General features: G+C 63.6%; 17 protein-coding genes. 14 read left to right on the forward strand and 3 right to left on the reverse strand.

Annotation, left to right across the window (positions count from 1 at the left end; all coding sequences use genetic code 11):
• The first annotated feature begins 118 nt into the window (after nt 1–118).
• The 8 genes from QQK95_RS24725 to QQK95_RS24760 all read left to right on the forward strand — a co-directional run bounded on the left by QQK95_RS24725 (nt 119) and on the right by QQK95_RS24760 (nt 8,557).
• Nucleotides 119–1,243: a nucleotidyltransferase family protein gene (locus QQK95_RS24725; protein ID WP_284276996.1), complete on the forward strand. Its 1,125-nt coding sequence runs from the start codon at nt 119–121 to the stop codon at nt 1,241–1,243.
• Between the two features lie 64 nt (nt 1,244–1,307).
• Nucleotides 1,308–2,330, forward strand: coding sequence for a glycosyltransferase family 2 protein (locus QQK95_RS24730; RefSeq protein ID WP_284276997.1), 1,023 nt, complete (start codon nt 1,308–1,310; stop codon nt 2,328–2,330).
• Between the two features lie 288 nt (nt 2,331–2,618).
• Nucleotides 2,619–3,011: a hypothetical protein gene (locus QQK95_RS24735; RefSeq protein ID WP_284276998.1), complete on the forward strand. Its 393-nt coding sequence runs from the start codon at nt 2,619–2,621 to the stop codon at nt 3,009–3,011.
• A gap of 168 nt (nt 3,012–3,179) precedes the next feature.
• Nucleotides 3,180–4,061 carry an endo-1,3-1,4-beta-glycanase ExoK gene (exoK, locus tag QQK95_RS24740; protein ID WP_284276999.1) on the forward strand — a complete coding sequence of 294 codons (882 nt, stop codon included), beginning with the start codon at nt 3,180–3,182 and terminating at the stop codon, nt 4,059–4,061.
• Between the two features lie 49 nt (nt 4,062–4,110).
• A complete protein-coding gene (locus QQK95_RS24745; protein ID WP_284277000.1) occupies nt 4,111–5,442 on the forward strand; it encodes a UDP-glucose dehydrogenase family protein in 1,332 nt (443 codons plus the stop codon).
• A 64-nt stretch (nt 5,443–5,506) separates the two neighbouring features.
• Nucleotides 5,507–6,949 carry a GMC oxidoreductase gene (locus QQK95_RS24750; RefSeq protein WP_284277001.1) on the forward strand — a complete coding sequence of 481 codons (1,443 nt, stop codon included), beginning with the start codon at nt 5,507–5,509 and terminating at the stop codon, nt 6,947–6,949.
• A gap of 13 nt (nt 6,950–6,962) precedes the next feature.
• Nucleotides 6,963–7,412 carry a hypothetical protein gene (locus QQK95_RS24755; RefSeq protein WP_284277002.1) on the forward strand — a complete coding sequence of 150 codons (450 nt, stop codon included), beginning with the start codon at nt 6,963–6,965 and terminating at the stop codon, nt 7,410–7,412.
• A 65-nt stretch (nt 7,413–7,477) separates the two neighbouring features.
• Nucleotides 7,478–8,557, forward strand: coding sequence for a glycosyltransferase (locus QQK95_RS24760; RefSeq protein WP_284277003.1), 1,080 nt, complete (start codon nt 7,478–7,480; stop codon nt 8,555–8,557).
• Between the two features lie 23 nt (nt 8,558–8,580).
• On the opposite strand, the gene QQK95_RS24765 is transcribed toward QQK95_RS24760, so the two are convergent.
• Both QQK95_RS24765 and QQK95_RS24770 read right to left on the reverse strand, forming a co-directional pair.
• A complete protein-coding gene (locus QQK95_RS24765) occupies nt 8,581–9,603 on the reverse strand; it encodes a phosphoribosyltransferase family protein (protein ID WP_284277004.1) in 1,023 nt (340 codons plus the stop codon).
• Between the two features lie 53 nt (nt 9,604–9,656).
• A complete protein-coding gene (locus QQK95_RS24770; protein ID WP_284277005.1) occupies nt 9,657–11,153 on the reverse strand; it encodes a lipopolysaccharide biosynthesis protein in 1,497 nt (498 codons plus the stop codon).
• A 187-nt stretch (nt 11,154–11,340) separates the two neighbouring features.
• On the opposite strand from QQK95_RS24770, the gene QQK95_RS24775 reads away from it, so the two are divergent.
• The 6 genes from QQK95_RS24775 to QQK95_RS24800 all read left to right on the forward strand — a co-directional run bounded on the left by QQK95_RS24775 (nt 11,341) and on the right by QQK95_RS24800 (nt 19,086).
• On the forward strand, nt 11,341–12,513 hold the full coding sequence (locus tag QQK95_RS24775) for a glycosyl transferase family 1 (protein ID WP_284277006.1): 1,173 nt from the start codon (nt 11,341–11,343) through the stop codon (nt 12,511–12,513).
• Between the two features lie 15 nt (nt 12,514–12,528).
• A complete protein-coding gene (locus QQK95_RS24780) occupies nt 12,529–13,518 on the forward strand; it encodes a glycosyltransferase family 2 protein (protein ID WP_284277007.1) in 990 nt (329 codons plus the stop codon).
• Nucleotides 13,518–14,468 carry a glycosyltransferase family 2 protein gene (locus QQK95_RS24785; RefSeq protein ID WP_284277008.1) on the forward strand — a complete coding sequence of 317 codons (951 nt, stop codon included), beginning with the start codon at nt 13,518–13,520 and terminating at the stop codon, nt 14,466–14,468. Before QQK95_RS24780 ends, QQK95_RS24785 begins: the two co-directional genes overlap by 1 nt.
• Nucleotides 14,458–15,441: a glycosyltransferase family 2 protein gene (locus tag QQK95_RS24790; protein WP_284277010.1), complete on the forward strand. Its 984-nt coding sequence runs from the start codon at nt 14,458–14,460 to the stop codon at nt 15,439–15,441. The genes QQK95_RS24785 and QQK95_RS24790 overlap by 11 nt, the downstream gene beginning before the upstream one ends.
• 74 nt (nt 15,442–15,515) lie before the next feature.
• Nucleotides 15,516–16,412, forward strand: coding sequence for a UTP--glucose-1-phosphate uridylyltransferase (locus QQK95_RS24795; RefSeq protein WP_019862855.1), 897 nt, complete (start codon nt 15,516–15,518; stop codon nt 16,410–16,412).
• A 286-nt stretch (nt 16,413–16,698) separates the two neighbouring features.
• Complete coding sequence (locus QQK95_RS24800; protein WP_284277011.1) at nt 16,699–19,086, forward strand: polysaccharide biosynthesis tyrosine autokinase; 2,388 nt, start codon at nt 16,699–16,701, stop codon at nt 19,084–19,086.
• Between the two features lie 102 nt (nt 19,087–19,188).
• Here QQK95_RS24800 and QQK95_RS24805 read toward each other — a convergent pair whose 3' ends face one another.
• Nucleotides 19,189–20,085: a LysR family transcriptional regulator gene (locus tag QQK95_RS24805; RefSeq protein WP_284277013.1), complete on the reverse strand. Its 897-nt coding sequence runs from the start codon at nt 20,083–20,085 to the stop codon at nt 19,189–19,191.
• Nucleotides 20,086–20,153: the final 68 nt, after the last annotated feature.

The raw sequence follows: 20,153 nt of genomic DNA on the forward strand, positions 1-20,153 counted from the left end.
TGCAAAATTTCGCGCTGCGAAAGGAAAGACTTTACGGCGTCGAGGTTTTTGAGGATGCTTTGTTTCGCACCTGCAGCATAAACGTCGTGCAAACCGCATTTTGGAGACCATGCGCTCAATGGCCTTGCCGGAAAGTTCCTATGAACGACTGCGCGCCGCCGACTGTGCCGACGAGATTGCCTATGTGCAGGCCTGCCTGCGGTTGTATTTCTCGGGCGCGGCGACTCCGGCCGGCGATGTGTCGACGCCGAACCTTTCCGCCACCGCCGTCGCCGATATCGCCAGGCTGAACAAGGTCGCCACCTTCGTTCTGAAAGCGCTGTCGCGCGCCCCGGTGGGCGAAAGGCCCGCCGAGCTTTTCCAATGGCTCGACACCTATCGCCGGCGAACGGTTTCGATGAACGCCGCCTGTCTCATGGATTCGATGGCGATCCATCAGGCGCTGCGCGACAGGCGGATCGATTTCGTCTTTCTCAAAGGTCCCTTCCAGCAGCATCTGCTCTACGACGACCATTTCATGAAGCCTTCGGGCGATGTCGACATCCTGGTTTCCCCGGCCGGCTTCTCGAGAGCGCGCGATGCGCTGCGCTCGATCGGCTATGAGGTCTCGGGCAAGTCACGCTCCGTCTGGTGGGTACGCTTCCTTGGCGAACAGCATATGATCCGTGGCAACGGGCCGTCCACGGTCGACCTTCACTATCGCCTCCAGCAGCCCGGTTCGCCCAGTCCGCGCGATGCCGACGGCTTCCTGCGGCGCAAGCGGCTGGTCGAGATCACCGGGACCGAAGTGCCGTTCACGTCGGCCGCCGACACGTTGATGCTGTCCTGCATCAGCGTCGCCAAGGCACTTTTCAACCACGAACCCTGCGCCGGCTATGTCTGCGATATCAGGGCCAGCGCCAACCGTCTTGGCGAGGCCGATCAGCAGCGTGTGCTGGACGCGGCGGTGAGCCAGGGGCTGGACGACACGCTGCTGCTCGGCCTGCGCGCCGCCGACGTGCTGCTGGGCGCCACCGGCACGCTTCTGTCGGAGCGGGCCAAGCCGATCCTGTCGCGTATCGGCAATGAGGACCTGCTCAACATGGTCATCGCGCCATGGCTGTCGTCCTTGAGATGGCCGCAGCGGCGAACGGTGTTGTGGGAATTGTGCGGCAGGGCTCCCGTCCGCTACCTGGCCGAGGTCGGCTGGGCAGCGTCGGCGGATATAAGTCGCCGCATCTTCGAGCGGCCGGCCAGCCCGTGATGGCGGTGGCGTTGCAATACGTACAGGGCGAGGGCAAATCGGAACCTGTGCAAGAGGCTAACCCATGTCGATGACGAAATCAGAGGTCTGCGTGATCATCGCGGCCAAAAATGCGGCACGCACGATCGCGGTCGCCATTGCGTCCGCGTTGCGCGAACCCGAGGTGGCGGAGGTCGTCGTCGTCGACGACGGCTCCACCGACAATACGGCCGAGGTCGCCCGCTCCGCCGACGACGGCAGCGGCCGGCTCAAGGTCATGCGCCTCGACGTCAATCGTGGCCCCTCCTTCGCCCGCAATGCCGCGATCGCCGGCTCGAAAGCGCCGTTCATCAGCATTCTCGATGCCGACGACTTCTTCCTCGAGGGCCGGTTCCGCAACCTGTTCGCCGCTGCCGACTGGGATTTCGCGGCTGACAACATCATGCTCATCAGGGATGATGCGACGAGCGACGCGACCAAGATCGTCGCCCCGGATTTCGCCGCCGATCCGGAATTCCTCGACTTCGAGCGCTTCGTCGAAGGCAACATCTCCCGGCGCCGCGTGCAGCGAGGCGAGCTTGGCTTCTTGAAGCCGGTGATCAGCCGCGCTTTCCTCGACCGGCACCGATTGCGCTACGACGAAAGCCTGCGGCTGGGCGAGGATTATGAGCTCTACGCCCGCGCGGTCGCCCACGGCGCGCGGTTCAAGGTCATCCGTTCCTGCGGTTACGGCGCCATCGTGCGCGCTGATTCGCTCAGTGGCCGCCACAAGACGCAGGACCTGAAGCGGCTGGCCGACGCCGATCTGGCGCTGCTGGCGATAGACAGCCTGCCGGAAGGCTCCAAGGCGGTGCTGCGGCGGCACGAGCGGCATGTGCGCGACAAATACCGGCTGCGCAATTTTCTCGACGTGAAGGCCGAGCGCGGGCTGGCTTCGGCCGCGGCCTACGCCTTTGCAAGTCAATCCAACCTGGTCCCCATCGTCCAGGGCGTGGCCTCCGACAAGCTGGAGGCACTGTTCCGGCGCGTTGGCCTTGTGTCCAGGCAAAAGCGCGTGCCGCCGCTGCGTTTCCTGATGGCCGGGACCAGTGCGGGCAAGGAGCGGTAAGGGGCGGGGAATGCCCGCTTCACCCGCCGAAAGCACACACACCACGCAAACCATTTCCACCGGATTTATGAGTTTACGAATTGGGTGGTTGCCTCACGGCTCCGACGATGGCAGTCTATGTTGCGGTGCAGCAAATTGAACGACCAACCGAACTGGCCCCCGATCGGATTGGTCCGACGTCTCTCCCGTCAAAAGGAGTTGGACAATGCGGTACGAGCTTTTCAGCCCCACTTGCGGGGATTGGCCAGTGGTCGGCAGGTAAGCCGGCGATGACAGGAATTTAAGCCCATGGCCTCGATATTTGGCTTCAGATCAAGGGATCCTGCCCGCGACCGGCAGGCCGACATAGCACGCCTCGACCGTCTGGCGAAACTGTTCGAGCAGATCGCCGCCGAGATCAAGGCCGAGAAAACCGGCCTGGAGAGCCGCTACCGCAAGACGGCGACCAACGCGGCCTTTCTGGTCGAAGCCATGGAAAACGGCTCCGCTTCCGAGAAGCGCTCATCCGAAGTCAGCGCGCTGACGCAATCGATCCTGAATTGCGAGCGCCGCATCGCGGCATTGTCGCGCCAGGACGGCCTGATGAAGGAGCTCCGTCATTCGCTGGATATGGTCTTCGACGAGGATGGGGCTTCCGATTCGGCCGACTTCGCCAGGCCCGCGGGCGCCGGCCGCGCGTGACGATCAAGGCGTGAGACTACTTCAAAGGCATGATGCCAGCTTCAAAGGTATGATGCAGACAGGAGAGGGAATTCGGGAGGGTCAAGAGGAGACCAAGGTTGGCCCGTTTGGAAGCGGTTCAAACGTCGACTTTGGGTTGGGGACGCACAGCACAAAGGTGAGTTTGGTATGAATTTGGATTCGAAAACCACGTCCACGACAGCGATTGACGCAACCTCCGTCGCGCACGGGACCCGGCAAGCCGACCTGCGGCGGTTGGGCTTGATCGGCGGGTTGCTGCTGGCTGCTCTCGGCAGCCTCTTTGCGGCTCCGTCCCATGCGCAGGATATCCAGTCCGCTCCCTCTTTCGTCGATGATTTCAAGAGCTTCGATAAGTCGCGCTGGTATGTGTCCGATGGCTGGAGCAACGGCAGTCATCAGAATTGCACCTGGTCGAAAGGGCTGGTCGACCTTTCGGACGGTGTGCTGTCGCTCGGCTTCGAAAAACAGAAGCTGAAGGATCGCGAGTTCGCCTGCGGCGAGATCCAGACCAAGCAGCGCTTTGGCTATGGCACCTATGAGGCGCGGCTGAAGACCGACACCGGCCCTGGCCTCAACGCGGCCTTCTTCACCTATATCGGCCCGTCGGACAAGCAGCCCTGGGACGAGATCGACTTCGAGATCCTGACCAAGGACACCTCCAAGGTGCAGGTCAACGCCTATATCGACGGCAAGGGCAAGAACGAGAAGCTGGTCGAGGTGCCGGGCGGCACCGACAAGGCCTTCAACGATTACGCATTCGTCTGGGAGAAGGACAGTTTGCGCTGGTACGTCAACGGCCAGCTGGTGAACACCATCACCGACCCGGCGAAGCTGCCCAGCCATGCGCAGAAGATCTTCTTCAGCCTTTGGGGCAGCGACACCATGAAGGGCTGGATGGGCGCGTTCGCGGATCCGGGCCGCAAGCTTTCGCTGCAGGTCGAACGCGTTGCCTTCACCGCGCTCGGCGAGCCATGCCAGTTTCCGGAATCGCTCGTATGCAGCGTAAAAGAGTTGGGAAAGACGAATTGAACCGGCCGGATCGAAAACGGGTCGCGGCCATGGATGGGAATGAAACCGAATGAACTTGACGGTGTTTGGAATTGGCTATGTCGGCCTCGTGCAGGCGGCGGTCCTTGCCGAGGTTGGCCACCAGGTTGTTTGCGTCGACATCGACGAAAACAAGGTGGAGCGCCTCAACCAGGGCTTCGTCCCGATCTTCGAGCCAGGCCTCGAAAGCATCGTCCGGGAGAATCACGCCGCTGGCCGCATCAAATTCACCACCGATGCCGCAGCCGCCGTCCGGCACGGTGAAATCCAGATGATCGCGGTCGGCACGCCGCCCGGCGAGGACGGCTCGGCCGACCTCAAATATGTGCTGGCGGTCGCCGAGACCATCGGCCGCGAGATGGACACCGCCAAGATCGTCGTCGGCAAGTCGACCGTGCCGGTCGGCACCTGCGAAAAGGTGAAGGCAAGGATCGCCGAGACGCTGAAGAAGAGAGGGCGCGAGGACCTGAGCTTCGACGTCGCCTCCAATCCCGAATTCCTCAAGGAAGGCTCGGCCGTCGCCGACTGCATGAAGCCCGACCGTATCATCGTCGGCACTTCGAGCGAGGGGACCGAGGCGGTGATGCGCGAACTCTACGCGCCCTTCAACCGCAACCACGAAAAGATGATCGTGATGGACGTGCGCAGCGCCGAATTCACGAAATACGCCGCCAACTGCATGCTGGCCACCAAGATCAGCTTCATGAACGAGATGGCCAATCTGGCCGAGCAGCTCGGCGCCGACATCGAGGAGGTGCGCAAGGGCATCGGCAGCGATCCGCGCATCGGCTACCACTTCATCTATCCGGGTCTGGGCTATGGCGGCTCATGCTTTCCCAAGGACGTCCGCGCCCTGATCAAGACCGCCGAGGGCGTCAAGTTCGACGCCAAGCTGCTGCGCGCCGTCGAGGAGCGCAACAATGACCAGAAATCCGTGCTGTTCGACAAGGTGAACCGCTATTTCAAGGGCAATCTCAAGGGCAAGACCTTTGCGTTGTGGGGCCTGGCCTTCAAGCCCAACACCGACGACATGCGCGAGGCGCCGGCGCGTGTCCTGATGGAAGCGCTGTGGAAGGCCGGCGCGACCGTACAGGCTTACGATCCCGAGGCGATGCAGGAATGCCAGGCCATCTACGGCCTGCGCGACGACCTGCTTTTGTGCGGCACCAAGGAAGCGGCCCTGCGCGGCGCCGATGCGCTGCTCATCGCCACCGAATGGAAGAGTTTCCGCGCCCCGTCCTTCGATGCCTTGAAGGACGCGCTGACCACGCCGGTCATCTTCGACGGCCGCAACCTCTATGACCCCAAGGTCGTGGCGCGCCATGGCATCGAATACCACTCGATCGGCAGAATGGCGGCATGAGAGCGAGCGTGGGAAGCAATAAGAATTTGGCACACGCGCCTGGCGCGGAAAGGAGTGGTGGCTGATGGTGCTGGACGTAAAGCCAGAGCAAATCACCAAGGATCATTTCGATCTCATCGCGATCGGTTCCGGTTTCGGTTCGGCCTTCTTCCTGCACGAGTTCGCCAAGCGGCGTAAGGCGCGCATCCTGATCCTGGAATGGGGTCGGCACAACACGCATGAATGGCAGCTCGGCCAGAACGCCAACACCGACATCGACGACGAGACGACCTACAAGACCAACTCCGACAAGCCGTGGAATTACACCATCGGACTGGGTGGCGGGACCAACTGCTGGTTCGCGCAGACGCCGAGGTTCCATCCCAACGACTTCAGGCTGAAAAGCACCTATGGCATCGGCAACGACTGGCCGATCAGCTATGACGATGTCGAGCCGTTCTATTGCGATGCCGAAGAGATCATGTCGATCTCCGGCGATCCCGACATGGCGGCGATGCTGCCGCGCTCGAAACCATTTCCGCAACCGCCGCACCGCATGTCGACGCCGGACAAGATGATGAAGGCCGCCCAGCCCGGCCAGCACTTCGTCATGCCGACCGCCCGCGCCCGGGTCCCGACCGCGCAGCGCACTTCGTGCTGTGCCAATCTGCGCTGCTGGCTGTGCCCGGTCGACGCGAAATTCACCGCCAACAATGGCCTTATGCATGTCTTCGAGCATCCCGACGTTTCGGTCTGCCTCGGCGCGGAAGTGCGGCGGCTCGATCACGTCGGCGGCACGGTCCGTTCGCTCACCTTCATCCATGACGGCAAGGAGTATCAGGTCAGCGGCGACCTCTTCATTCTCGGCGCCAACGCGATCCAGAGTGCGGCGATCATGCTGCGCTCTGGCCTGGGAGACGAATTCGTCGGGCGCGGCCTGCATGAATCCTATGGCTGGAATTTCGAGGTCTATCTCGACGGCGTCGACAATTTCGACGGCAGTACCATCACCACCGGACTGAATTTCGGCCTCTATGACGGTGCGCACCGGTCCGAGCACGCGGTTGCGCTGGTCTATTTCGAGAACCGCTGGCAGCACGGGATGCGCCCCGAGAAGGGGCGTCTGCGGCAGACGCTGCCGCTGGTCGTGGTCACTGAAAACCTGCTCGATGACGAAAATTTCGTCACCCTCGACGAGGACCACAATGCCTTCGTCTCCTTCAAGGCGCCGTCGGACTATGCGGTCAAGGGCATGGCCCGGGCGCTGGACAAATTGCCCGAACTGCTTGCCCCGCTCCCGGTCGAACGGCTCTTCGACCGCGGCATAAGGCCGACGGAATCGCATGTCCAGGGCACGCTCAGGATGGGCACCGGCCCGGCTGATTCGGTGATCGACAGCAACATGATCCATCACCGGCTGAGAAACCTGGTTGTCGTCGGCACCAGCACCTATCCAAGCTGCTCCTGTGCCAACCCAAGCCTGACCGCGGCGGCTTTGTCCCTGCGGGCGGCGAGCCGGATCGCGTGAGAGGAGCGGGCCGATGATCGAAGTCACCCGGCGCTCCGCACTGGCCATCCTGGCGGGTGGCGTTGCCTCGACGGGCGTTGCCTACGCCGCCGTTTCCTCGTTTTCGGACGAGGATCTGGTTCGCGTCACGCTGGAAAAATACCTCGGCACGCTGAACATGCGCATCGAGCATCTGCAGCAGTTCGTGCTCGAGTTCCGCAACCGCAATCCCTGGATATTCCCGAGCCAAAAGCTGGGCGATGCCGTCACCTTGCTTGAAAAGACGAAGCTCGGTCGGGCGCGCGGGTTGCTGCCACGGCAGAAGCAGCATGATCTCAGGCATTTCGATCGCTGGGCCGTCGCCGAGTTCCATATGCTGACGGACTACGCCTGGCGCAGTTCGCCCGACGATCCGATCCGGTTTACCGGATGGAACTCATGCACCAATCCGTTCGCGACGCTTGATCCGCCACAGAGCGCTTGAGGCGCCTCCGACGCGGTTGTTCAGCGGCCGCATGACTGAAACGCGAAAGACCAGGAGCCAGGATCATGAAAGTCCTCTTTGCCAGCGGCAACGGCTATCCGCCCGAGTTCGGTGGCGGCGTCCAATCCAGCACGCATCATCTGGTGCAGCAGCTGATCGAACATGGCCATGAAGCGTCGGTGCTCTGCGCCCTGTTCGGCGACGGCATGTTCGGCTTCAAGGCGCGCGCCAAGATGAAGCTCATGCGGCAACCGGCGGTCGTCGACAGCTTTCCCGGCTACCCGGTGATAAGGACATGGTTTCCCTGGGAGGCGGCAGGGTTTGCCGTCAAGAAACTGAAGCCTGATGTGACGGTGGTCCAGTGCCACAAATCGGTTCCGCTCGGCAAAGCGCTGCAGGCTGAGGGCGTGCCTCTGGTCGTCTATCTCAGAAATGTCGAGTTCCACGAGCTGGGCGGCGATTTGCGCGAGTTGGGTTCCGCACTCTACATCGCCAATTCGGAGTTCACCGCGCGCAGCTACAAGAGGGAATACGGCATCGAGGCGACGGTCATTCCGCCGACCATCAACCCGATGCAGTACAGCACGCCGACCACTGGCCAGTTCGTCACCCTGATCAATCCCTATGAGGAAAAGGGCTTCGAGCTGGCGGTGCGCATTGCCGGCGCCTGCCCGGAAATCCCGTTCCTGTTCGTTGAAAGCTGGAAGCTGGAGGACGACCATCGCGCGCGCATCGAGGAGACGATCGCGCCGCTCGGCAATGTCACGCTTGAGAGCCGCACCAACGACATGAAGACGATCTATGGCCGCACCAGGATCCTGCTCGCGCCCTCCAAATGGGAGGAGGCCTGGGGCCGCGTCGCGTCCGAGGCGCATTGCAGCGGCATCCCTGTTGTCGGTTCGCGGCGCGGCGGCCTGCCCGAAGCCATCGGCCCCGGCGGCACGGTGCTAGACTATGACGCGCCGCTCATCGACTGGGTCGCGGCCGTCAGGCAGCTGTGGAATGACAACAAGGAATATGAGCGGGTTTCAAACCTCGCGCGCGGCTTCGCGGCGCGTCCGGAGCTGGATCCCGATCGCCAGTTCGTCACCTTCTTCTCGATACTGGACCGGGCGGTGCGGCAGCGCGCCCGCCAGGCGGCGTAGCCAGCGCTCGGCAAGCCAGCCGGTCAGGCCGGGCGCTTGACCCGGCTTTTCAGCGTTTCGTAGCCGCGGGCGCCGAGCAGGGCGCGGGCCAGGGCCTTGGCGGCGCCCTTGCGGCCTTGCTGCGAGTTGATCTGCCGCAGTCTGGCCGGCAGGTTGCGCGCCGCCTGGCCCAGTGCCGGCAGCGAGAGCGCGTCGGGGAAGCTCACCATATGGGTTTCGACGCACAGCACCGGCTTGCCCGACAGTTCCGTGATCTTCAGCGCCTGCTCATGCTCGCTTTCGATGAACAGGATGGCGTTGGATTTGCGGTAGAAATCGGCCTTGAAACTGCCATGCGCGCCGAGCCGCTGGCGCTCCGCCTTGCTCGGCAGGTCGAGCATGATCAGCTGGTCGTACAGGATTCCGTTCCTGGCCAGCCACGCCTCGGTCAGCGCGCGGTATTTCTCCAGCCGGCTGGTCACCAGCCAGCCGATCCTGTGGGTTGGGGCATGAAGCGGCCGTGCTTCGCTGAGGAACTTCTCATAGGCGGGACCATCGTCGTTTTCCGCCTCGGTCGGATCGAGGCACAGCACGCCGTCAATGTCGACGCAGCATTGCGCGAGGAATTTGTGATGCATGAAATTCCACTGGAACATGCGCGGATGCGGCACCACCTCGAAGACGACGTCGGTTTCCGGATGCTTCGGCTCCAGGCCGAACACGGCGGCATAGATGAAATCACCCTCGATGCCGGCAGCCTCGATTCGGGCACGGGCATCGCGCATGGCATTGCCGCCGGCGATGCTGTCGTCGATCACCAGAACCTTGCGCATGTCCGAGACCTTGCGGTCGAGCGCGGCGCGCCGCTTGGTGACGCCGGACGTATAGACCCGGCCTTCCAGGAAGGAATCCAGGTCGGTCATCGGAATGTTCGCCGCAAGGCTGACCAGCGTCGCCGCCAGCACGCCGCTTCTGGGCACGCCGACCACCAGGTCGATGTCGCGCGGCAGCCGGTGAAGGTTGCCGACGATGGTGTCGTTCATGTCGGAGATCGATCGGTAGTGCATGGATCAGACCTGATGTTCGTGTGGATATTGGGTAGCCGGCAAAGGCGCCGAAATTATTGCGCCTCGCGCGGCGTTGCCGCCGGCTGTCTTGCCGGCAGCATTTTCACGGCCTCGCGCAAGGCTTCGCGGCCGGATGCGAAGGCCAGCGCGACGGCAATGGTGATGAGGTAGGCAAGAATGGCGCCGCTGGCCAGGGCGACGACATGCTGTTGCGGCAGCATCGGCTTGATCAGCCAGACCGCCGCCAGCGCCAGATGCGCGCCGAGCACGAACGGCGTTGCCGCGCGCAGCACATGGCTGGCCCGCAGCGGTCCGCTCCTGCCGACATAGAGCCACAGGAACGGCGTGCGCAGATACTCGCTAATGGCATAGGCGATCGCCACGCCGAGCGCGCCATAGGTCAAGCCGAGAGCGAAGGCGAGTACCGATGTCACGGCGGTGATGATGCCCCAGCGCATGAAGTCGCCGGAGCGGCCCTGGCTGACGAAAAGCCAGCCCGCCGGGTTGTTGAGCGGCTGCAGGAGCCCAGCGAAGCCGAGCGCCAGGAAGATCGAGGCGCTTGCGCGCCACTGTTCGCCGAGCACGAAGGGGATCAGCACATCCGACATGGCGGTGGCGAAGGCGACGCCGGGCAGCGCCACCAAAAGGATAAGCGGCATGACGCGCAGATAGGCGCTGCGGTAGCGGTCCGGCTCGTCCTTCAGCCGGGACAGCGCCGGCACCATGACCTTCGACAGCGGATTGGTGATCTGGCTGAGCGGGAACAGAAGCAGCTTGTAGGCGCGGTCATAAAGGCCGAGCTGCTGCTCGCCCCAGTATTTGCCGATCAGCACATTGTCGAGGTTGCGAGCGAAGAAATTGGCGAAGTTGAAGCCGGTGATGCCGGCGCCGAAATTGATCAGTTCGCCGATGCCGGCGACCTTGCGCGGCAGGCCGGGCCGCCAGCGCGAGCTTGCCCAGTAACACAGCGTCGGCAGCACGGCGCCGGTCAGCGTGCCGGCGAACAGTGCCCAGTATGAGCGGTCGATGAAGGTCCAGGCGATCGACACGGCCAGCCCGGCAACCGCGCTGGCGACATCGATGACCGCCAGGCGCCCGAACTGCATGCGTCTCGTCAAAAGCGCCAGATGCTGGGCGCCAAGCCCATAGGCCATGATCTGCAGCCCGAGCGCGGCGACCAGCCCGGCCACGCGCGGCTCGCCATAGAAGGCCGCGACCAGCGGTGCCGCACCCGCGAGCACGCAGGCCAGGATGGCACTGACCGCGACATTGATCCAGAAGAGGTAGTTCACCTCCTCATGGCGGATGCCCGATTTCTGGATCGTCGCCTGGGTCAGGCCGAAATCCTGGAACAGCGCGATGAAGGCCAGCACCGGCGCGCACATCGCCACGACGCCGAAATCCTGCGGCGACAAGAGCCGCGACAGCACAATGACGGATATGATCTGGGTCGCGACCCGCACCGATTGCGACATCGCGGTCACCACCGCGCCGCGCCCGACCGATTTACGCAGCGAGCCTTCCGGCGGATCGAATGGGTTGGCTTCCAAATTCAGGATTCCTGATTTTTGCGCGGATTTCCGAACCCTGAAAATCCACGCCCGCCGCCAGCCCCAAACTACGGCAATAATTTTGCAGTGCAACAGAAAATGTCCATCGCCGCGCCAAAAATGTTGCGATGCAGCAAGAGCTGTACTAGCATCCCTTTGGGTGGGGTCAAACAGCGGTCGAGTTTTCATGCTGCATGTCTTGTACCTGGTGCACGATGTTTCCGATCCGGCGGTTCGCCGACGTATCACAATGCTCAGGACAGGCGGCGCCCGGGTCACCCTGGCGGGCTTTCGCCGCACCGCGACCCCAATTGCCGATATCGAAGGATTGCAGCCGATCGACCTCGGCGCGACGCGCGACGGCCGATTCGCCCAGCGCCTGGCGGCGGTGGCGAAAGCGACGTTTTCGATAGGCTCGAAGCTCAAGGGTGCGCCGCGGCCCGATCTCATCATTGCGCGAAATCTGGAAATGCTGGCGCTGGCGCGCCGCGCCAGGTCGGCTTTCGGCGCCACGGTGCCGATCGTCTATGAATGCCTCGACATTCATCGCCTCGTGCTCCGCGACGACATGCTGGGCAAGGCGCTGCGCGCCACCGAGCGTCATCTGGCGCGCGACGTGAAGCTGCTGGTGACCAGTTCGCCCGCTTTCATCGCCAATTATTTCAAGCCCTTCCGCCAGGTCGCCGCACCCGTCGAGCTGGTCGAGAACAAATATTTCGAGGCAGCGGCCATTCTTCCCGGCGAGCGTGAGTCGATGGACGCGCCTGCCGCCCCGCCATGGCGGATCGGCTGGTTCGGAGCGCTGCGCTGCCGGCGCTCGCTCAAGCTGCTGGCCGATTTCACCCACCGCATGGATGGACGTTTCGAAATCGTGCTGCGCGGGCGTCCGGCGCTGTCCGAGTTCCCGGATTTCCACGCCTTCGTCGACGCCGAGCCTTATCTGTCGTTTCGTGGACCCTACCGCAATCCGGAGGACATGGCGGCGATCTACCAGGATGTGCATTTCTCCTGGGCGATCGATTTCTTCGAGGAGGGGCAGAATTCGGAATGGCTGCTGCCCAACCGCCTCTATGAAGGCTGCCGCTTCGGGGCGGTGCCGATCTCGATGGGCCATACGGAAACCGGACGGTTCCTCAGCCAGCAGGACATCGGCATCCTGTTGCCCAAGGCGACGCCCGACGCGCTCGAAACCGCACTCGGTACGATGGACGAGCAGCGCTTCGGCAGGCTGAAGGCGCGCGTGCTTGCCCGCAATCCGAGGACGTGGAGCTACGATCGCAGCGATTGCAGCGCGCTGGTCGAAAAACTGCGCCGCCTGACCACCATGCGCGAGCCCCTCGCGACCGCGGCCCTGGCATAGGATGGACATCGCCCGATGACGCAAGCGCTTCCCTCCAGCCTTATCGTGATCCCTTGCCTGAACGAGGCAGCCCATATTGGTGCGCTGCTCGGCCAGCTCTGCCCGGCGGCGGCACGCCTTGGCGCCCGGATCGTCGTCGCCGATGGCGGCAGCACCGACGGCACGCTGGCCATTGTCGAGCAGATCGCCGCGAAGGACCCGCGCGTTATCCTGCTTCACAACAAGCGCCGCATCCAGAGCGCGGCGATCAATCTCGCCGTCGGCACTTTTGGCGAAGGCGCGGAGTATCTCATCCGCATCGACGCGCATGGCGGCTATCCCGACGACTATTGTGACCGGTTGCTCGAGGAAGCACTGGCCACATCAGCCGATTCGGTCGTGGTCTCGATGCTGACCAGCGGCAGCGGTGCCGTGCAGAAATCGGTTGCGGCGGCGCAGAATTCGAAACTCGGCACCGGTGGTTCCAAGCACCGCCACCTCTCCGCCGGAGAATGGGTCGACCACGGCCATCACGCACTGATGCGGATATCGGCCTTCGGTGCTGTCGGCGGCTATGACGAGACGTTCAGCCACAATGAGGATGCCGAGCTCGACTACCGGCTGCGGCAGGCCGGCTACAGGATCTGGATGAGCGGCAAGACGCAGATGGTCTACTATCCGCGCGCCTCGCTCAAAGGCCTCTATTTCCAGTATCTCGGCTACGGTCGCGGCCGCGCCAAGAATGTGCTGAAGCACCGCGTCATCCCGAAGGTCCGGCAGATGGTGCCGCTGGCGGTCTTCCCGGTGGTTCTTCTGGCGGCCTTCTCCTTCGTGCACTGGATCGCGGCCGTGCCGCTGCTGATCTGGGCTTCGGTCTGCCTGGGCTACGGCCTGGTGACGGCCATTCGCCAGCGCAACGCCGACATCGCGCTGGCCGGCGTCTCGGCCATGGTCATGCATTTCGGCTGGTCCGTCGGCTTCTGGCTGCAGCTTCTCGGCCTCGGCGCGCGACGCGGGGTAGCGTGATGGTGGTTCAGACCAGGAACCGCAGCATCGACATCGGCGTGTGCACGTTCCGCCGGCCGGAGCTGGCCGACACGCTGCGCTCGCTCGCCGCCATGGCGATGCCTGAAGGCTTCGACGTCAGCGTCATTGTCGCCGACAATGACGACACGCCGAGCGCGCAGGCGTTGGTGGCGGCGCTGTCGCAGGAATTGGCGCTGCCGGTCCGCTACCGGCATGCGCCCGCGCGCAACATCTCGGTCGCCCGCAACGCTTGTCTCGATGCCAGCGAGGCGGATTTCCTTGCCTTCATCGACGACGACGAGACTGCCTCCGCCCGTTGGCTGGTCGAACTGGTGGCGACGGCTGAGGAGAGTGGTGCAACGGCAGTGCTCGGCCCGGTGCGGGCGCTCTACCGGCCGGATGCACCCGAATGGATGCGCCGGGGTGATTTCCACTCGACCTTGCCGGTCTGGGTGCGCGGCGAGATCCGCACCGGCTACACCTGCAACGTGCTGCTGCGCATGCGATCGGACAGCCTGCGCGGCCGCCGCTTCAGCCTGGCGCGCGGCCAGACCGGCGGCGAGGACACCGAACTCTTCGACCAGATGGTCAAGGCCGGCGGCTGCATCGCCTTCGCTCAAGAAGCCTGGGTGGATGAGGTGGTGCCGCGCTCGAGGGCGGCGTTCGACTGGCTTGGCCGCCGGCGCTTTCGGGTCGGCCAGACGCATGGTCACCTCCTGGGCAGCAATGCGCGTGGCATGGGGCTGATCAAGCATGTCGGCCTTGCCGCGGCAAAGGCGGCCTTTTGTTTCGCCGCGGCCCTTCCCGTGGTTGCCAGCCCGGTGCGCAGGAACCGCAGCGTGCTGCGCGGCATCATGCATGTCGGCGTGGTCAGCGGCCTTGTCGGCGTCCGCGAACTCCGCCTCTACGGCCAGACCTCGTCTGGGGAAGGAGGCAAGCGTGCAGCCTGACGTTTCCCCAACCGCCGATATTTCAGGCCCCGATGTTTCCTTTGTGATCGCCGCCTACAATGCCGAGGCGACGCTCGACCGCGCGATTGCCAGCGCCATCGCGCAGAAGGGCGTCAGCGTCGAGATCATCGTCGTCGACGACCAGTCGCGCGACGCCACGCTCGATGTGGCACGGGCTTATCCCGGGGACATTGTGCGCGTCGTCGCGCTTGCCAAGAATCGCGGTCCCGGCGGCGCCCGAAATGCCGGCCTGGACGTCGCTCGCGGCCGGTGGGTCGCGGTGCTCGATTCCGATGATGCCGTCTTCCCCGGCCGCATCGCCGCCATGATCGGCCGCGCTGAAAAGGCGGATGCCCAGATCGCCGTCGACAATCTCCAGGTCATCCGCGAGGACGGTGTCGTCGAGGATGCGATGTTCCCGCGTCAGTATCTGGAAGGCCTGCGCGAGATAACGCTCGCCACCTACATCGCCGGTAACGTCGTCTTCGAATCGAAGTTCAACCTCGGCTACCTCAAGCCCATCTTCCAGCGCCGGTTCCTGGATGAAAACCAGCTTCGCTATGATGAGAAACTGAGGATCGGCGAGGACTACATCCTGTTTGCCGAGGCGCTCGCCAAGGGCGGCAGATGCGTGGTCGAGCCGGAGATCGGCTACGCCTACCATATTCGCAGCGGCTCCATCTCCCGCGTGCTCGAGCTTCAACATGTCGAAGCGATGCGCAAGGCGGATGCCGTATTCGCTCAAACCCATCGGATGGACGAGGCAGCCCAGGCGGCCTTTGCCCGGCGCGGCCGCAGCCTGCGCAAGGCAGCCTCCTTCCTGGCGATGGTTCAGCACATCAAGGCGCGGTCCCCGCTCAAGGCGATCCGGACGGCGCTCAGCGACCCGGCGGCGGTCAGGCATATGGGCATGCCGATCGCCGTGCGGTTGCGACGAGTAGCGGCACAGTTTGCCGTAGGGGCGGGGAGGTGAAGATGCAGGCACATGGAGGGGTTTTTCGTGGCCTGTGAATGGACTGAAGTCGATCTCCTCAGAAGGAATTTGCGATGAAGAAAATCAGGAAGGCCGTGATACCGGTGGCGGGGCTTGGAACAAGGTTCCTGCCGGCGACCAAGTCGATGCCTAAGGAAATGCTTCCGGTGGTCGACAGGCCTGTCGTGCAATATGCGGTGGACGAGGCCTTCGAAGCCGGTATCGAGCACATCGTGTTCGTGACCGGCCGCAACAAGGCGGTCATCGAGGACTATTTCGACCTGCATCCGGAATTGATCGGAACCTTGGAGCAGACCGGCAAGAAGACTCAGCTGGAAGCGCTCGAAAGCATGCTGCCGGTGGCCGGCGCCACCTCCTTCATCCGCCAGCAATCCCCGCAGGGCCTCGGCCACGCCGTCTGGTGCGCCCGCGAGGTCATCGGCAACGAGCCCTTCGCTTTGCTTTTGCCGGACATGGTCTCCTTCGGCGGGCGCGGCTGTCTCGCCGAAACCGTCGACCTCTATGAGCGCACCGGCGGCAACGTCATCGCCGTCGAACGCTGCGATCCCAGCGAGACCAACAAATACGGCATTGTCGGTCGCGGTGCCGAAATTGGCGGCGGTTTCGAGGTCACGGCCATGGTCGAAAAGCCGGCCCCGGCCAACGCGCCGTCGAATTTCTACATCAACGGCCGCTACATCCTGCAGCCCGAGATCTTCGCGCTGCTGGGCAACCAGCAGCGTGGCGCCGGCAACGAGATCCAGCTGACGGACGCCATGGTCCGCCTGTCGAAGGACCAGCCGTTCTTTGCCCAGCCTTTCCTGGGCCGCATGTTCGACTGCGGGTCCAAGGAAGGGTTCATCCAGGCCAACATCGCCTTCGCGCTCGCGCGCAACGACATGAAGGGCCCGGTTTTCGAGATGCTTCAGGAGTTCGTCCGGTCGCATGAACGCCAGGAAGAAGCCGCATAATGCCCATCTTTCGGGAGTATTGCCGGACGGCTGGCGGCAAGGGGCCGACAGGCCCCCGTCGTCTGGCATGAAGCTTGCGTTGCTTTTTTGGCAATGCTCCCGATCGTTGAGGCGCCTGCAAGCCCAAGCATGATCCCGGAGAGTGTCTCCGGTTTCCGGAAAGATCATGCTTAAAACTGAGACAGGTCATGATCCGGAAGCTTTCGGAAAAGATCATGCCCAAACAAAGAGATAGAGCCTCAACCCGATGATCGGGAACGCAACGGGCTCTGGGATTGGACCGACGATGAATTATGCCAACTTTCCTCTCGACAAGAGGATGCCATTGCCGAATTCGGATGCAGGAAACGGCGAAGACTTCATCGATATCGAGCGGCTGCTTGGCATGGCTGCACGGCAGGCCAAGGTCGTTGCCGTGTGCGCCGCCATCGGTCTTTTCCTGGGTATGCTCTATCTGCAGACAACCCCGCCTAAATATGTGTCGGTCTCGAGCGTGTTGATCGACGAGGGCCTGAACAAGATCGTCGACGACATTTCGGCGGCGTCGACGACCATGCAGACCGATTCCGCCATTCTGAGCCAGATCGAGATCCTGACCTCGACGCGGCTCGCCGCGGTGGTCGTCGACAAGCTCAAGCTCGACCAGAACGAAGCGTTCATGAACCCACCGCAGTCCGCGCTTGCCCAGGGCGTCGGCCTGATCCGCGGCCTGATCCAGTATGTCCGTCCCAGCCCGCCCATCCCGGGCATGGGTGACATCAGCAAGCTCGACCCTGCCACCCGCAATGCGCTGATCGCCACCTCGAGCCGCGACTATGCGATCCTCAAGCTGCAGAACGAGATCCAGGCGGATCGCGTCGGACGAAGCTACGTCATCGCGCTTGGCTATCAGGCGACGGATCCGGGCCTGGCGAAAGCGATCACCAAGGCCTATGCCGACGCCTATCTGGCCGATCAGCTCGATGCCAGCTTCGACGCCACCGAGCGCGCGGCGGTCTGGCTGCAAGGCCGGCTGACGGAACTGCGCGAGAGCTCGCAGCAGGCATCGCTGGCGGTCGAAAAATTCAGGGCCGAACACGGCCTGTCCGCCAACAGCGATGGCCAGCTGATGAGCGACAAGCAGCTTGCCGACCTCAACGCCCAGCTCATCGTGGCGCAGGCCGACACGGCGCGCGCCAGCGCCCGCTATCAGCAGTACAAGTCGATCGTCGACAGCGGCTCCGACAACGCTTTCAAGGATGCCGCCATATCGAGCGATCAGCCGAGCAGCTCGGTCATTTCGGCGCTCAAGACCCGCTACCTCACCGTCGCCAAGCGTCAGCAGGATGTCGAGGCGAATTTCGGTCCCGACCATCCGCAGGCCGTGGCGCTTGCCAAGGAAAAGGCCGACATATCGAAGCAGATTTTTGGCGAGTTGAAGCAGCTCACCGAAAGCTATCGCAACGAATATGAGGTGGCGCTGGCGCGCGAGACCGCGCTCAGGGCCAATGTCGCCGCCGCGCAGGGCAAGAGTTCCATCGACAACCAGTCGCAGGTGCAGTTGCGCGACCTCGACCAGAAGGCGACGGCGCTCACCACGCTCTATCAGACGTTCCTCGGCCGTTATGAGGAAGCCGCGCAGCAGCAATCCTTCCCGGTCGGCAAGATCCGCATCATTTCGGATGCCTCGACGCCGCTTTCCGCCTCGAGCCCGCGCACCGTCATCGTGCTCGGCCTGTCGCTCGTGCTCGGCGTGCTGATGGGCGCCGGCTTCGGCGGCCTCAACGAGTTCAACGAGCGGTTCTTCCGGACCGGCGAGGAGGTTCGCGACCGCGTCGGCCTCAAATTCCTCGGCTATTTGCCGACCATCGGCAGCAGGCCCGCCAAGGACGACAAGCAGGCCGAGGCTCTACCGGATGCCAAGACGGCGAGGTCGCCGGCGGCCATCGAAAGACGGGCGCGCATGCGGGTCAGCATCGACGCGCCGGCGTCGATGTTCTCCGAGACGCTGCGCAGCGCCAAGATCGCCTTCGATGTCGTGATGGAAGGACAAGGCAGTCGCGTCGTCGGTGTCATCTCGGTGCTTCCCGGCGAAGGCAAGTCGACGGTCGCGGCCAATCTCGCCGGGCTGCTCGCCGCCAACGGCGCCAGGACGCTGCTCATCGACGGCGACTTGCGCAATCCGGGCCTCAGCCGCAGCCTCGGCATGGAGGCCGAGCAGGGGCTGATGGAGGCCGTGGTCAATGGCCAGACCTGGCAATCCGTCGGCAAGATCGACCGGCAGACCAAGCTCGCGATCATCCCCGCCGTGCTGCGCGGCAACTTCTCGCACACCAGCGAGCTGTTGTCCTCGGCCGGAATGCGGCGCTTCATCGAGAACGCCAAGGAGACGTTCGAATACATCGTCGTCGATCTGCCGCCGCTCGGGCCGGTGGTCGACGCCAAGGCCTTCGCGCCGTTGGTCGACGGCTTCGTGCTGGTCACCGAATGGGGCCGCACGCCGCGCGCCATGGTGCGGTCGATGCTGGAATCCGAGCCCTATGTCGCCAACAAGATCGTCGGCGCGGTGCTGAACAAGGTCGACCTGAAGAAGCTCGCCAAATACGGATCGTTCGGCGCGTCGGAAAAATTCTTCGACAAATATTCGAGCTACTATCTCGACAAGTCTGAAGTTCGCAGCAAGGCAGCGGTATAGGCAGCGGCTACCTGGATTTCCGTCACGACCCAGGTCGCTCGCTGGGGATGTCCGCTTGCAGGCACCTGTCCACTGCAAGCGTCGCCGGCGACCTGCCGGGTGTCATTCGCGCGATGTGGACAGCCCCGCGAGAAGCGGAGCGTACGCGGCGAGCCTGCGGGATACGAACTCGGTGAAGAGCCGCACGCGCTTGGTCCTGCGTGCCTCTCCGTGCGTGAGAAGCCAGAGTGTCCCATGCATGGGCAGGTCGGTGCCTGGCACCCTCGCCAATAGAGGGTCGGCATCTCCGACGAAGCACGGCAGCTTCGTCATCCCGATCCCTTGCTGCGCCGCTACGATCTGCGTCTCGGCGTCCGGGGTCCTGAACGGAACTCCCATGGTATGAACCTCTCCCTCGAGCGCCCAGTTCGGGAGTCCATGATCGTCTATGGCGATCCACCGGATGGGATCAGCCCCGCCCGCACGCCACGCGGCTAGTCGATTGCGAGACATGTAGACGGCGCTGAACAGCTCTGGTCCCTTCAGTCCGTGAAGATTGAGCGGCAGGGTCTTGCGGTCGGTGACAATGCGGATCGCGACGTCGGCCTCTCGGTTGGTCAGATTCGCCACCTCGCCGGACGACTGGATTTCCATCTCGATGTCCGGATGCAGACGCGCGAAGTTGGCGAGATCCGGCATGAGCAGGTGCGTGGCAAGGAACGGCGGAAGCGTCACTCGCAAAAGCCCGCGCGCGCTCTGGTCGCGCCCGAACACGCGCGTCTCCAACTGGTGCGACGACGCTTCCATCTGGTTTGCGAGATCGAGGACCTCCTCACCCGCGGCCGTCAGGCGATAGCCCGAAGGCAGCTTTTCGAACATGTGCGCCCCGAGGCGGCCCTCAAGTTGGGCGATGCGTCGTAGCACGGTCGCGTGGTTGACACCGAGGCGCTTGGCGGCGGCCCGCACCGAGCCTCCGCGTGCGACGGCAAGAAAGTAGCGAACGTCATCCCAGTCGATCATGGTGCAATCCCGCACCGCACGGTGCGCCTTCCAAAGCTCTAACCTATCGTACAACATTACAGGGCCGT

The organism is Mesorhizobium huakuii (assembly GCF_030160235.1).
In the GTDB taxonomy this organism is placed as follows: Bacteria; Pseudomonadota; Alphaproteobacteria; order Rhizobiales; family Rhizobiaceae; genus Mesorhizobium; species Mesorhizobium huakuii.

Bases quoted from the DNA above. Each gene is read 5' to 3' on its own strand.
- QQK95_RS24805 (WP_284277013.1), bottom strand. From the start codon at position 20,085: ATGATCGACTGGGATGACGTTCGCTACTTTCTTGCCGTCGCACGCGGA.
- QQK95_RS24775 (WP_284277006.1), top strand. From the start codon at position 11,341: ATGCTGCATGTCTTGTACCTGGTGCACGATGTTTCCGATCCGGCGGTT.
- QQK95_RS24730 (WP_284276997.1), top strand. From the start codon at position 1,308: ATGTCGATGACGAAATCAGAGGTCTGCGTGATCATCGCGGCCAAAAAT.
- QQK95_RS24745 (WP_284277000.1), top strand. From the start codon at position 4,111: ATGAACTTGACGGTGTTTGGAATTGGCTATGTCGGCCTCGTGCAGGCG.
- QQK95_RS24725 (WP_284276996.1), top strand. From the start codon at position 119: ATGGCCTTGCCGGAAAGTTCCTATGAACGACTGCGCGCCGCCGACTGT.
- QQK95_RS24755 (WP_284277002.1), top strand. From the start codon at position 6,963: ATGATCGAAGTCACCCGGCGCTCCGCACTGGCCATCCTGGCGGGTGGC.
- QQK95_RS24750 (WP_284277001.1), top strand. From the start codon at position 5,507: ATGGTGCTGGACGTAAAGCCAGAGCAAATCACCAAGGATCATTTCGAT.
- QQK95_RS24800 (WP_284277011.1), top strand. From the start codon at position 16,699: ATGAATTATGCCAACTTTCCTCTCGACAAGAGGATGCCATTGCCGAAT.
- QQK95_RS24760 (WP_284277003.1), top strand. From the start codon at position 7,478: ATGAAAGTCCTCTTTGCCAGCGGCAACGGCTATCCGCCCGAGTTCGGT.
- QQK95_RS24735 (WP_284276998.1), top strand. From the start codon at position 2,619: ATGGCCTCGATATTTGGCTTCAGATCAAGGGATCCTGCCCGCGACCGG.
- QQK95_RS24785 (WP_284277008.1), top strand. From the start codon at position 13,518: ATGGTGGTTCAGACCAGGAACCGCAGCATCGACATCGGCGTGTGCACG.
- QQK95_RS24765 (WP_284277004.1), bottom strand. From the start codon at position 9,603: ATGCACTACCGATCGATCTCCGACATGAACGACACCATCGTCGGCAAC.
- QQK95_RS24780 (WP_284277007.1), top strand. From the start codon at position 12,529: ATGACGCAAGCGCTTCCCTCCAGCCTTATCGTGATCCCTTGCCTGAAC.
- exoK (WP_284276999.1), top strand. From the start codon at position 3,180: ATGAATTTGGATTCGAAAACCACGTCCACGACAGCGATTGACGCAACC.
- QQK95_RS24795 (WP_019862855.1), top strand. From the start codon at position 15,516: ATGAAGAAAATCAGGAAGGCCGTGATACCGGTGGCGGGGCTTGGAACA.